Here is a 13,932-nt window from a genome sequence, read left to right on the forward strand (position 1 = left end):
GAGGTCCGGACCGTCGGCGGTGCCGGCGGTCCGGGCGCCCGCCACGGTCTGTCCGGCGCCGCCCGCGACGGTCGGCGTCGGACCGTTCCGTCTCACCGGTCGCCGTCGTTGAGCACCTGGTACAGGATGTGGTCCTGCCAGCGCCCGGCGATGTTCAGGTACGCGGGGGCCAGACCGAACCGGACGAAGCCGTTGCGTTCGAGGACCCGCTGCGACCGCACGTTGTGCACCAGGGTGCCGGCCTCGATCCGGTGCAGCCCCCACTCCGCGAAGGCGATCCGCTTGATCCCGGCCACCGCTGCGGTGGCCAGCCCGCGACCGTTGTGGGTGGCGCTGACCCAGTACCCCATGGTGGCCGACTGGAAGGGACCGCGTACGACCTCGTTGAGCGTGATCCGCCCGACGACCGTGCCGGACCCGTCGAGGATGACGTGCGGCAGCGCGCTGCCCTGGGCGTACCGGTCGAGGACCGCCCGGATACCGGCGCGCTGCCCCTCGACGGTGAAGTACTCGTCCGGGCGGACCGGGTCCCAGGGGGCCAGGAACTCGCGGTTGGCGGTGAGCAGGTCGGCCAGGGCCGGGGCGTCCGCGATGGTGACGAGTCGGGTCGCACGCACGCCCCGATCCTGCCAGGCCGGGGCGGGCGGCCGGGGCCCGGACCCGGTACCGGCCGCCGACGCGCCCGTCACGGCAGCAGCTTGCCGCCGGTCACCCCGAGCACCTCGCCGGTGACGTAGCTGGACTCCTGGGAGGCGAAGAAGACGTACGCGGGTGCCAGTTCGGCCGGCTGTCCGGCCCGCCCGAGCGGGGTATCCGCGCCGAACGAGTCGACCTTCTCGCCGGGCATGGTGGCCGGGATCAGCGGGGTCCAGATCGGGCCCGGGGCCACGCAGTTGACCCGGATGCCCCGCCCCGCCAGGTTCTCCGCGAGCCCTTTCGTGAAGTTGACGATGCCGGCCTTGGTGGTGGCGTAGTCGAGCAGGTCGGGGGAGGGCTGGTACGCCTGGATGGAGGCGGTGTTGATGATGACGGATCCGGGCGTCAGGTGCGGTACGGCCGCCTTGCAGAGCCAGAACATGGCGTACAGGTTGGTCCGCATCACCCGGTCGAACTGCTCGGTGCTGATGTCGGTGATGCCGCCCGGCTGGGACATCTGGTAGGCCGCGTTGTTGACCAGGATGTCGAGCCCGCCGAGGTCTTGCACCGCCCGTCGGACGATCTCCTGGCAGTGGGTCTCCTCGCGGACGTCACCCGGCACGGTCACCGCCGTGCGGCCGGCCTTCTGGACCAGGCGCGCCGTCTCCTGGGCGTCGTCCTCCTCCTCGGGCAGGTAGGAGAGGAGCACGTCGGCGCCCTCCCGGGCGAAGGCGACGGCCACCGCACGGCCGATCCCCGAGTCGCCACCGGTGATCACCGCCCGCCGCCCGTCCAGGCGTCCGCTGCCCCGGTAGCTGTCCTCGCCGTGGTCGGGCCGCGCCTCCATCGCGCGGGTGTGGCCCGGGTGCGGCTGCTGCTCGCCGTGCTGCTCGTCCGGGGTGCGGTACTGCTGCTGCGGGTCCTGCTGTTCGTGCTGCTTGTCGACCACTTTCCGGTCCTCCTCGGTCTGGCTCCCTGGATGGGGAACTTTCCCTGAGGCGGGTCGGCTAATCGGGCACATCGCACCAATTGTTCCGACCGGGCGGCAGCGCCCCGGGATGGGCCGGCAGACCGTTCGCAGGCCACGGTCCGCTGACCGACCTGCCGATCATGGAGTTGTGGTGGGGGACAGATCCCCTGATTACCCCGTCAACCGGGCACCACAACTCCATGATCGCGCCCTAGGCGGCGGGCTGGGCGGCGTCGAGCACCGCGACGAGGTCGTCCACGGTGTCCAGCCGGCGCCCGGTCCCCTGGAACTCGACCTCGACGCCGTACTCCAGCTCGATCGCGTCCACCAGCCGCAGCAGGCCGAGCGAGTCGAGGCCGAGCGCGATCATCGACCCGCCGCCGAGTACGTCGGCGACCGGCACCTCACCCCCGGTGGCCTCGCTGACCAGTTCCGCCACCCGCCGGCGCAGCTCGGTGTCACCCATCAGAAATCCTTTCCGGACTGTCGGACGATCTCGGCGATCTCGGCGATCGTCGGAGTGTCGAAGAAGGCGTCCAGCGGCACCTCGACACCGAGCCGCTGCTGGATCCGACCACTGATCCGGGTGATGGTCAGTGAGTGGCCACCCAGGTCGAACAGGTCCTCGTGCACCCCGATGTCGGGGATCCGCAGCACGTCCTGCCAGATCACCCGCAACTCCTCGATCACCGGGTCGGCTTCGGCCGCCGGGTCCGCGCCCGGTGCGCCGGCCCCGGTGGCGTCCACCGCCACCGGCGACGGTACCGGCCCGACCGGCGGGACCGGTACCGGCAGGGCGGCCCGGTCGACCTTGCCGTTCGGGTTGACCGGCAACCGGTCCAGGACCACCCAGTCGGTCGGCAGCATGGCCGCCGGCAGGTGCCCGGCCAGGTGCCGCCGCAGGTCGGCCGGCTCCGGGGCGGCCCCGTCCCGGGTCACCAGGTAGGCCACCAGCCGGACGTCGTCGTCCTCGGGCAGCACCGTCACCACCGCCTCGGCCACCTGCGGGTGCTCCAGCAGCCGTGCGGTGATCTCGCCCAGCTCGACCCGGTGACCCCGGATCTTGACCTGGTCGTCGGTCCGGCCGAGGAAGTCGATCCGGCCGTCCGGCAGCCACCGGCAGCGGTCCCCGGTGCGGTAGAGCCGCCCGGGGCCGAACGGGTCGGCGACGAACCGCTCGGCGGTCAGCTCGGGACGCCCCCGGTACCCGGCGGCCAGCCCGGCGCCGCCCAGGTACAACTCACCGGGCAGCCCCACCGGTACCGGTCGCCGGTCGTCGTCGAGCAGGTACGCCCGGACGTTGGGCAGCGGCCGACCGATGGTCACCTCGTCGGGGTCGGCCGGGACGTCCGCCATCGTGGCGTAGATGGTCGCCTCCGTCGGCCCGTACCCGTTGACCAGCCGGCCGACCCGGGCCCGCAGCTCCCGGGCCAGGGTGAGCGGCAGGGCCTCACCGGCGGTGACCGCCACCAGCGGCTGCGGCACCGACCCGGTCCCGTCACCGGCCACCGCACCGAGACCTGCGGCCAGCAGCACCCGCCAGCCCGACGGGGTGGCCTGGACATGGGTCACCCCGGCCGCCCGTACCAGGCGCAGCACCCCGGCACCGTCCCACGCGCTGACCGCCGAGGCGACCACCACCCGCCCGCCGGTGACCAGCGGCAGGAACACCTCCACGGCGGAGATGTCGAACGACAGTGAGGTCAGGTGCAGCCACCGGTGCTCCGGCCGGCTGTCCAGCAGGTCCCGGACCGCCAGCAGGAGGTTCGCCAGCGCGCCGTGCCGGACCTCGGCGCCCTTCGGCCGGCCGGTCGACCCGGAGGTGTAGAGCAGGTAGGCGGGATCGTCGGCGGTGGGCAACCCGACATCGGCCATCGGCCCGGTGGGCTGGTCCACATCGGCGAAGGGCTCGTGCCCCTGCGGGAACTGGTCGAGCAGCAGTACCGGCCGGGCCGGGTCGAGGTTGCCGGCGTGCGCCGACGTGGTGACCACCAGCACCGGGTCGGCGTCGGTGAGGACCAGTTCCTGCCGGGCCGCCGGGTGCCCGGGGTCGACCGGCAGGTACGCGGCCCGGCAGCGCAGCACCGCCAGCACGGTGACCACCGCCTGCCAGGAACGGTCGAGGGCGACCGCGACCAGCGTGCCCGGCCGCACCCCGTGCTGCCGGAGCCGGGCGGCCAACCGGGCGCTGGCCGCGTCGAGGTCCCGGTAGCTCAGCGTGTGCTCCCCGTCGACCACGGCGACCGCGTCCGGTGCCGTCCGGACCTGCGCGGCGAACAGGGCCGGCACGGTCACCCCGGCCGGGTACTCCCGGGCGGTGTCGTTCCAGGTGTGCAGGACCAGGGCCCGTTCGTCGTCGGGCAGCACCGGCAGGTCCGCCACCGGCCGGTCCGGGTCGGCGACCACGGCGGCCAGCAGGGTACGCAGGTGCCCACCGATACGGTCCACCGCCGCCGGCTCGACCGCCGTCGGGCTGTACTGGAGGCCCACCGTGATTCCGGTCGGGCTGTCCACGATCTGCACGTGCAGCGCGTTGCGGGCCGCCCCGCCGAACAGCGTCCAGTCCACGCTGCTGGCCACGCCGGGGAAGACCGGTTCGGCGCCCCGCCGCCGGTACCCGACGGAGACGGGGGTGGACGCGGGCGCCGGGCGCAACCCGGACACCGCGTGGGCCAGTGGCACCGACCGGAACCGGTACAGCTCGCGGACCCGTTCCCGGACCGCCCGCGCGTGCTCCCGGAACGTGCCGGCCACCGCCACGGCCACCGGCAGTTCGTTGACGAAGAGCCCGATCTGGTCCCGCTGGCCGGCGGTCCGGGTGGACAGTCCGATCCCGACCGGGACGCCCCGGTTGCCGTACCGGTCGAGCAGGGCGTGCACGGCGGCGAGGAGCAGTTCGAACCGGGTCACCCCGAGCGCGCCGGCGGTCCGTTCCACCCCGTCGACGACCGTGCCGTCCAGGTCGAACTCGACGATGGCACCCGGTTCGGCGCCGGCCGGTACCCGGTGCAGTCCGGGCAGGACGACGTCACCGGGACCGGACCAGTGCCGCGCCCAGTGCTCGCGGGCCGCCGGCAACTCGACCGCGATCCGGTCCTGTTCGGCGGTGGCCTGCCCGGCGTACCCGCCGACCGGCACCGGCCGGGCCGGCGGCTGCCCGGCGGCAGCGGCGGCGTACGCGGTGGCCAGGTCCCGGACCAGGACGTCCTTGCTCATCCCGTCGAAGACCAGGTGGTGGGCGGTGACCAGCAGCAGGTGCCGGTCGTCGGCGCCGGTCAGCAGGGTGAACCGGGCCAGGGGTCCCTCCCGCAGGTCGTACCGCCGGCCGATCTCCCCGGTGACCCGGTCGTCGGTCAGTTCCCCGGCGGTCACCACCGGCCGCCCGGGGGCCGGTGCCAGCCGGGGCGTCCCGTCGTCGTCGGTCACGACCCGGGTGCCCAGCACCGGATGCCACTCGACCACCGCCGCGCAGGCCTCGACCAGCGCCCGGCGGTCCAGCCCGGCGCCGAACCGGACGCCCAGCGCCATGTGGTACGCCGTGCCGGCGACCCCGGCCTGCTCGGTGAACCAGACGGCGTGCTGCGCGGATGTCGCCTCGGCGGTGCCCACATGCTCTCCCATGTTCTGCTTCTCTGTGGATCAGTTGTCGAACCGGCCGACGAGCTGCCGCTTGAGCACCTTGCCGCCCTCGTTGCGGGGGAGTTGCTCCAGCAGCAGCACCCGGGCCGGGAGCTGGTAGTCGGCCAGCCGGCCGGCGAGGAAGCCGCGCAGCGTGGACAGGGACAGCTCCTCGGGGGCCGCCTCCGGGCGGGGGACCACCGCGGCGGCCACCACCGAACCGAGCACCGGGTGCGGTACGCCGACCACGGCCACCTCGGCGACCAGCGGATGCTCGTGCAGGACCGCCTCGATCTCCAACGTGGAGATCTTGAAAGCGCCGGACTTGATCACGTCCTGGTGCCGGTCGGTGAGGTAGAGGTAGCCGTCGGCGTCGATCCGTCCGACGTCACCCATCCGTACCCAGCCGTCCCGGAAGGTGGCCCGGTTGGCCGCCTCGTCCCGGTAGTAGGCGCGCGGGTGCGGGGACCGCAGCCAGACGTCACCGGTCGCCCCGGCCGGCAGCGGATTGCCGTCGGCGTCGCCGACCATGAGCTGCCCGCCCACCGGCCGGCCCACCGCGTCCCGGCGCGCCGGATCGTAGATCATCGTGGTCTGGGCCGGCGCCGCCTCGGTCGACGTGTAGTAGTTGACGATCGTGGCGGCCGGAAAGGTCTCGGCCAGCCGGGCGGCCACCGCCGGGGGCAGCGCCGCCGCCGTCGACCCGATCAGCTGCACCCCGGACAGGTCCCGGCCGCGCAGGGCCCCCGAGTCGAGCAGCTCGATCGCCACCGACGGCACCACGAAGAGCGTCCCGGTGCCCGGCGCCTCGACCAGCCGGGCGAAGCGGACCGGGGTGAACCGGGGCAGGGTGAGCGCGGCGGCCTTCGCGGTGAGCGCGTTGAACAGCATCGTCTGCCCGGCGTTGGTGCCGATGGCGTAGGCGTGCAGGAACCGCTCCGAGTGCCCCAGCGCCAGCCGGCGGGGATGGTTCGGGGCCCCGGCGGTCAGGTTGGCGTGACTGGCACCGACGCCCTTCGGCTGGCCGGTGGTACCCGAGGTGTAGAGGATCTGCGCCAGGTCGTCGGGGCGTACCGGCGGCAGCTCCGGCCCGGTCGTAGGCTCGGCGATCAGGTCGGCGACCGGCCACACGGGCGTCCCGGTCGGGGCGGCCGGCGGCTCGGTGTCGTCGCCGTGCAGCACCGCCCCGGCCGCGCAGTGCGTCAGCGCGTGCTGCAACTGCCCGGCGGCCAGCCGCTCCGACAGTGGTACGGCCACCGCACCGGCCCGCAGCACCCCGCAGTACGCGACGGCGAACCGCGTCCAGTCCCGGGCACCGAAGACCAGCCCGACCCGGTCGCCGGGCCGTAGTCCCCGCCGGTGCAGGGCGGCAGCCACCTGCTCCGCGCCGGCCGACCACTCGGCGAAGGTCAGCGTGGCCACCCCGTGCACCTCGACTGCCACCCGGTCCGGGTGCAGTTCGCGGCGCCAGTCGAGCAGGTCGGGCACGGTCCGCAGGACGGGGCGCACAGCGGCGGTACCGGTCGTCGTGGTGGTCACCCCAGGTCACCTTCCGTGCGGGTACCGCCCACGCCGACCCGGGCGCGGCGGGCCTCGATGCCGATCAGGTCGTCCGGCGGCGCGTCGGGTACCTCGTCGTCGAACCGGGACAGCACCCGGGTGCGCAGCGACACCAGCGCGGTCAGCGCGATCCCCACCCCGAACACCACGTAGAGCAGGCCGATGCCCCGACCCGGACCGACCCCGATCACCGCCCCCACGGTCGACGCCAGCGCCCCGCCGGGCAGCAGCAGCGGCTCGACCACCGTCGAGGCGAACGGGGCGATCACCCCCCAGCCCAGCGGCATGGTCGACCAGGCCACCATCTGGTTGAGCGCGAACACCCGGCCGTGGAACCGGGGCGGCACCTTGGTCTGGACGATCGTGTTGTAGATCCCGTTGACCAGCCCGAGCGCGAGGTACATGCCGAACGCGCCGGCGCCGATCACCAGCAGGCTCGGCCGCAGCCCGGTGAGCACGCAGGCGACCGCGATGCCGAGGGTGCCGAGCAGCACCGCCCGCATCCGGTACCGGGCCGGCCCGCCCCAGACCAGCATCACCAGGCCCCCGACGGCCGCGCCGACGCCGCCGGTGAGCGCGATCCGGGCCACCTCGGCCAGGTCGGCGAAGCCGAGCACCAGCGGCGAGAGCAGGTACAGCACCGGGAACAGGAAGAAGTTCAGCGCGGCGAAGAAGGCCAGCATGGCCCGGAACTCCCGCCGCCGCAGCGAGTACCGCAGCCCGCCGAGGATCTCCTCGCCGATGCCCTCCCGCCGTTGCAGGGCCAGCGTCCGGGGGAACCGGATGACCAGCAGCACCCCGATCGCGAACACGTACGACGCGACGTCGATGAGCAGGATGCCGTGCAGTCCGATGGACTCCAGCAGGGCGACCGCGATCAGCGGCACCATGAACTGGGTGATCCCGGTGGCGGTCTGGGTCAACCCGTTGGCGTGCCCCAGGAAGCGCTTCGGTACCAGCTGCGGTACCGCCGAGACGAAGGCCAGCCGTTGGAAGGCGAGCGCCACCGACAGCCAGCCGATCAGCAGGTAGATGTGCCAGATCTCGATCCGGTCGGTGAGCACCAACCCGGCCAGCGCGGCGTTGCCGGCGCCGGCGGCGGTACCAGCCAGCAGCAGCACCCGACGCCGGCTGGTCCGGTCGATCAGGGCCCCGGCGAGCGGGGCGACCAGCAGGCCGGGCAGCAGCCCGATCACGGCGAAGAGCGCGAACCGGGCCAGCGAGCCGGTCTCCAGGTAGATCCAGAGCGGGATCGCGAAGTTGGTCAGCGCGGTGCCCATGCTGGACACGATCTGACCGGCGGCGACCAGCCCGAACCGGCGCATGCTGGGCTTCGGCCCGGTCCGCTCCGGGGCGTCCGACCAGCCCGCACCGTCGTCCCGGGCGTCCGGTGCCCGCGCCGGGCCGGACCGTCGGTCGGAGACCCCGGCCAGCTCCCACGCCGGGTCCGGCCCGTCGACTCCGCCGCCCGCCCCGGCCGGTCCGGCACGGTCGGCCGCCGCCGGGTCCGGCTGGTCGGTGGCGGCCGACGTCGGGTCGGTGAGCTGCCGGTGCACGCCGGTGACGATCTCGGCCAGTTCGGTGGCCCGGTACTTCAGGAAGTAGTGCCCGCCCTCGTCGATCACCGCGAGCGCGGTGCGGTCGCTGAGGAAGTGCCACTCCCGGAAACGTTCCTCGTGGAAGTCGGTGCTCCGGTCGCGTTCCCCGACCACCGAGACGACCGGCGTCCGCAGCCGCTCCACCCGCTGCTGCATCAGTTCGGTGAAGTACTCCTCGGACACCCGGGCGTCATGCCGCATGGCCCGGATCAGGAACGCCACCTCGTCCGGCGCCAGCGAACCGATCGAGGTGCCCTGCGCCTGCAACCAGGTCCGGTAGATCCGGTCGCTGCGGATCCGTTCGGCCAGCCGCATCCGCAGCAGCGGCCCGAGGATGCCGCCGGCCGGGCGGCCGAACGGGAACACCGCACCCAGGTAGACCGCGACCAGCTCCCGGCCGCCGGCCTCCAGCCGCCGGGCCACCTCCACCGCCAGCGCGCCGCCGGGACCGCAGTGCCCGTACAGGATCAGCGGACCCTCCACCCGGGCCAGGATCTCCGCGACGACCTCCCCGGCGACCTCGGCGATCGGTGCCGGCTCGTCGGCCAGCCCGATGTCGTGTCCGGGTACGGCCACCGACAGCAGCCGGTACCCGGCCGGCAACGCGTCGGCCAGCGGCTGGTACACCACCGCGCTGCCACCGCCGTAGGGGACGCAGACCAGGGTCGCCACCCGGGCGGCGGCCGGTACCGGCGGGGTCAGCTCGTGCAGCAGCCCACCCGGACCGGTGTCGCCCCCGGTGAGCTGGCCGGCGAGTTCGCGTACCGTCCGGTGCCGGAACAGGTCCATCACGGTGACCGTCGGCGCGCTGATCCCGTCCACGGTGGGCAGTTCCCGGCGCAGCCGGGCCACCACCTGCGTGGCCAGCAGCGAGTGCCCGCCCAGGTCGAAGAAGTCGTCGGTGGCGCCGACCTCCGGCACGCCGAGCACGGCCTGCCAGATCCCGGCGACCAGGGTCTCCACCGGCCCGTCTGGCGGTACCCGGTCCCCGGCCGGGGCGTCGTCGGTCGGCTCGGGCAGCGCCCGCCGGTCCACCTTGCCGTGCTGCTGCAACGGCAGTCGGTCCAGCCGGACGTACCGCTGCGGGACCATGTGCTCGGGCAGCCGGTCGGCGAGCAGCCGGCGCAGCTCGGCGGCGGCCGGCAGTTCCGCCCCGGGCACCGGTTCCAGGTACGCCACCAGCCGCTCGTCGCGCAGCAGCACGGCGGCCTGGTGCACCCCCGGGCAGTCCCGCAGGGCGGCCTCCACCTCACCCAGTTCCACCCGGTAGCCCCGGATCTTCACCTGGTGGTCCCGGCGACCGAGGAACATCATTTGCCCGTCGTCGCGCCAGCGGCCCAGGTCACCGGTGCGGTAGAGGCGGGCGCCGGGCGGGCCGTACGGGTCGGGTACGAACCGCTCGGCGGTCAGTCCGGGCCGGTTCAGGTACCCCCGGGCGAGCCGGTCACCGCCGAGGTACACCTCCCCGGCCACCCCGACCGGTACCGGCCGCATCCGCTCGTCCAGCAGGTACACCCGGGCGTACGGCAGCGGTCGGCCGGTCGGTACCGGACCGGTCGCCCCGCTGTCGGCGGTCACCTCGTAGGTGGCCACCCCGACGGTGGCCTCGGTCGGGCCGTAGTGGTTGAACACCCGGGCCGGACCGGCCGTCGCCAGTGGGACGATCCGGTCCAGGTCGGACGCCTCCCCACCGAGGATCAGCGCCCGGGCCGGCAGGAGGTCGCGCGGTCCGGCGTCGACGGTGAGCGCGGCCAGGTGCGACGGGGTGATCTTCAGGTAGTCGATCCGGTGGGCCCGCAGTTCCGCGGCGAGGTCGGCCCCGGTGCCCCGGCGGGGCACCAGGTGTACCACCCCTCCGGTGGTCAGGGCCAGGTAGAAGATCGTGACGCTGAAGTCGAACGCCATCGACTGCATCAGCGCGTACCGGCCGGCCGGCACCACCCCGAACCGGGCCGCCACCCCGTCGAGGTAGCGCAGCACCTGCCGGTGTGCCACCGCCACACCCTTGGGGGTACCGGTCGACCCGGAGGTGTAGATGACGTAGGCGAGGTGCCCGCCGGTCACGCCCGTCTCCGGGGTGGTGTCCGGGCAGCGGGACAGGTCGTCGGTGATCCGGTCCAGGCAGGTCGGCGGGTCGCCGGGCGGGCACCGGTCGAGCAGGTCGGCGCTGGTCAGCACCACCACCGGTCGGGCGTCGGCGAGCATGGTGGCCAGCCGGTTCGGCGGCTGCTCCGGGTCCAGCGGCAGGTACGCCCCACCGGCCCGGAGCACCCCGAGCAGGGTGGCGGCCAGCTCCACCGACTGCTCCAGCAGCACCCCGACCAGGGTGTCCGGCCCGACACCCCGGGCCCGCAACCAGTGGGCCAGCCGGTTGGCCCGCCGGTCCAGTTCCCGGTAGGTCAGGGTGTCCGGGCCACAGACCACGGCCGGCGTGTCAGGAGTCGCGGTGACGTACCAGTCGATCAGGTCGGCGAGGGTGGCGGCCGTACCGGTCACCGGCGCACCGACGGTGTCCCCGTCCGTCCCGCCACGGGTGTCGCCGACCTCGGGGCGGCCGAAACCGAGCACCCGGTCCCGTTCGGTGGCCCCGATCAGCGGCAGGTCGACGACCGGCAGGTCCGGTTCGGCCACCGCCGCCCGCAGCAGCGTCTCGAAGCTGCCGGCCAGCCGGCGGACCGTCGCCGCGTCGAACAGGTCGGTGTTGTAGACCAGCATGCCGCGCAGGTCGTCGTCGGTCTCGCTGACGTAGAGCGACAGGTCGAAGCGCGCGGCGGCGGCGTCGGTACCGAACCGGCCGACGGTCAGGTCGGCCGGCCAGCGGCCCCCGGTCCGGGCGTAGTTCTGGAGGGTGAACAGCACCTGGAACACCGGTGCCCGGCTCACGTCCCGGGTCACGTTCAGTTCCTTGACCAGCCGTTCGAACGGGATCTCCTGGTGGGCCAGGGACCGGACCACGGTGTTGCGGGTCCGCCGCAGCAGCGCGCCGAAGCTGGGCTCGGTGCCGGGCGCGTCGCCGGTCGCGTCGACGGGGGAGAGGTCGGCACGCAGCGCGAGGGTGTTGACGAAGAGGCCGATCAGGTTCTCCAGCTCCGGTACCACCCGCCCGGCGACCGGCGAACCGATGGCGAAGTCCCGCTGGCCGGTGTGCCGGAACAACACCGCCGACAGCCCGGTGAGCAGGGTCATGTAGAGCGTGGCCCGGTGCGTCCGGCCGAGCCGGCGCAGCCCGGCGGTCAGTTCGGCGTCGAGGGTGAACCGGTGCACGTCACCGGCGTACGACTGCACGGCGGGCCGGGGCCGGTCGGTGGGCAGTTCCAGCGGGGGCACCCCGGCCAGCGTCCGGGTCCAGTGGTCGAAGCCGGCCCCGGTGGCCGGCCCGTCGAGCCGGTCCCGCTGCCAGGCGGCGTAGTCCAGGTAACCCGTGGTGGGTGCCGGCGGGACCGGACCACCGTCGCGCAGCGCGGTGTAGATCGTGGCGATCTCGGCCAGCAACAGGTCCAGGGACCAGCCGTCGCTGACGATGTGGTGCATGGCCAGGTGCAGGACGTGGTCGTCGTCGGCCAACCGGACGACCAGTACCCGCAGCAGGGGAGCGGTACCGAGGTCGAACGGGGTACGCACCGACTGCGCGACCAGATCGCCGGCGGTCGCCGCGTCCGGGGCGGCGGTGACGGTGACCGGTACCCGCACCGAGGGCAGCACCGTCACCCCCGGCTCGCCCCGGTCGTTCTCGGTGAACCGCATACGCAGACTGTCGTGCCGGTCCGCCGTGGCGTCGACCGCCGTGCGCAGCAATTCGACGTCCAACCGGCCGTGCAGGCGCAACGTCGCATGGACGATATAGGCGGCGGTACCGGGAGTCAGTTGTTCGGTGAACCAGATCCGTTCCTGGCCGAAGGAGAGCGTGGGTGCCCGATCAGTTCGGTGGATGACCCCTTCCGGTGTGAGGGCAGCCCGAGTTGGTACGTCAACATTGGTCACGCGGGTTGCCTTCTCACGCCGATGACGGACAGGAATCAGTAGTCTGCCGACTGCAAACGACGCATTGGATCAACTGAACGGTGCACTGTGGAGGACCTGAACGATCGATCCGGTTACGCTTCGGCCGATCGTAGGGTCGGGAATGCGATTCGCTGACGCCGTCGTGCCGGCCGAGTGGGCGACGGAGACCCTGGTACACGCGGAGTTCCAGGGTGAGCCGGCCGGCACCGCCCCGCTGACCTGGGCCCAGCAGGTGATGTGGCGGGCGGCGGCCCGCTCCGGCTCGAACCACGCCTTTCTCAACCTGCGGCGTACCGTCGCGGTGTCCGAGCGGGTCCGGGCCGACCTGAGCAGCGTCACCCGGGCGGTCGCCCTGCTGGTGGGCCGGCACGGTGCGTTACGGACCCGGGTCCGCCCGGTCGACGGTGAACCGGGTCAGGAGACCGCGGTGGCCGGCCGGTTGCCGCTGCTGGTCGTGCCGGGGGGCACCGACGACACCGGCGCGGCCCGGGACGTCGCCGAGCGGCTCGCCGCCGTCGCGTTCGACCACGCCGAGGAGTGGCCGCTGCGGGTCGCGCTGGTGGTCACCGACGACCGGGTACGCCAGATCGTCGTGGTGTTCAGCCATTCCACGGTGGATGCGCACGCGGCCGAGGTGGTGCTGCGGGACCTGCGGCTGATCCTGCTGCGCGGCGCCCTGACCACCCCGCCCGGTCCGCAGTCGGTGGACGTGGCCCGGCTCCAGCACGGGGCCGACCGGCGCCGCTCGGAGCGGTCGGTCGACTACTGGATGCGGGAGTTCCGACGACTGCCGGCGCAGCCGTTGACCCCGGTCGGGCCGGGTCTCACCCCCCACCTGCACCGGGGCGTGCTGGTCTCCTCGGCGGTGGATCTGGCCGCCCGGCTGATCGCCGCGCGCCAGCGGGTCAGCGTCTCCGCGGTGCTGCTGGCCGGGATGACCGCGTCGGCCGTCGCCCACTCGGACCGGCAGGTCCACGGGCTGTTCCCGATGGCGCACAACCGGTTCCGCAACGGGTACGCGAATGTCGTGGCGAATCTCGGCCAGATCGGATTCTGCGTGCTGGACCTGGCCGACCGGCCGGGCTTCGGTACCGTCGTGGACCGGGTCTGGCAGGCGTCGCTCGACGGTCTCCGGCACGCCTATTACGCTCCGCAGGCCCTGCGCGAGAAATTCGACGACGAGGGTTACGACCCCGCCACGGCATTCCTGCCGCACTACTATTTCAACGACGTACGGTTGGCGGTCGGCGGCGCCGAACCCGTTCCCGAGGTGACGGAGCGTGACCTGCGGGCCGCGACGACGCGGAGCACGTTCTCCTGGACCGCGCCGCTGCTGGCGTCCTCCTGGCACCTGCTGACCCACGTGGTGGACGAGCCGGGCGGGGTGGGGACGACCGTCACCGTGGACACCCGGTACATCCCGGTGGAGTCGGTGGAGCCGATGCTGCGTGGCCTGGAGGAACTGCTGGTCGACGCCGCGCTGCGGGACGTACCCTGGCCGTGGTCGACGACCGACCGGATCGCGTGCTGACCCGACGGATAACATGA

Annotated in this window: 7 protein-coding genes; 1 reads left to right on the top strand and 6 read right to left on the bottom strand. The window is 73.5% G+C overall.

The window, feature by feature from the left end; all coding sequences use genetic code 11:
• Positions 1-92: 92 nt before the first annotated feature.
• The 6 genes from GSF22_RS01005 to GSF22_RS01030 all read right to left on the bottom strand — a co-directional run bounded on the left by GSF22_RS01005 (position 93) and on the right by GSF22_RS01030 (position 12,363).
• Positions 93-617 carry a GNAT family N-acetyltransferase gene (locus GSF22_RS01005; protein WP_208810725.1) on the bottom strand — a complete coding sequence of 175 codons (525 nt, stop codon included), beginning with the start codon at positions 615-617 and terminating at the stop codon, positions 93-95.
• Between the two features lie 68 nt (positions 618-685).
• Entirely contained in the window at positions 686-1,585 is a 900-nt protein-coding gene (locus tag GSF22_RS01010) for an SDR family oxidoreductase (protein ID WP_307803664.1), read from the bottom strand.
• 232 nt (positions 1,586-1,817) lie between these two features.
• Entirely contained in the window at positions 1,818-2,072 is a 255-nt protein-coding gene (locus tag GSF22_RS01015) for an acyl carrier protein (protein ID WP_208810728.1), read from the bottom strand.
• Positions 2,072-5,227, bottom strand: a complete 3,156-nt coding sequence (locus GSF22_RS01020) for a non-ribosomal peptide synthetase (RefSeq protein ID WP_208810730.1) — start codon at positions 5,225-5,227, stop codon at positions 2,072-2,074. Before GSF22_RS01020 ends, GSF22_RS01015 begins: the two co-directional genes overlap by 1 nt.
• A gap of 18 nt (positions 5,228-5,245) precedes the next feature.
• Positions 5,246-6,763 (bottom strand): class I adenylate-forming enzyme family protein, encoded by a 1,518-nt coding sequence (locus tag GSF22_RS01025; RefSeq protein ID WP_307803665.1) that lies wholly within the window; start codon positions 6,761-6,763, stop codon positions 5,246-5,248.
• Positions 6,760-12,363 carry a non-ribosomal peptide synthetase/MFS transporter gene (locus GSF22_RS01030; RefSeq protein WP_208810732.1) on the bottom strand — a complete coding sequence of 1,868 codons (5,604 nt, stop codon included), beginning with the start codon at positions 12,361-12,363 and terminating at the stop codon, positions 6,760-6,762. The genes GSF22_RS01025 and GSF22_RS01030 overlap by 4 nt, the downstream gene beginning before the upstream one ends.
• Positions 12,364-12,505: 142 nt before the next feature.
• On the opposite strand from GSF22_RS01030, the gene GSF22_RS01035 reads away from it, so the two are divergent.
• Positions 12,506-13,915, top strand: a complete 1,410-nt coding sequence (locus tag GSF22_RS01035; protein WP_208810734.1) for a condensation domain-containing protein — start codon at positions 12,506-12,508, stop codon at positions 13,913-13,915.
• Positions 13,916-13,932: the final 17 nt, after the last annotated feature.

The organism is Micromonospora echinofusca, assembly GCF_017614955.1.
Classification (GTDB): Bacteria; Actinomycetota; Actinomycetes; order Mycobacteriales; family Micromonosporaceae; genus Micromonospora; species Micromonospora echinofusca_A.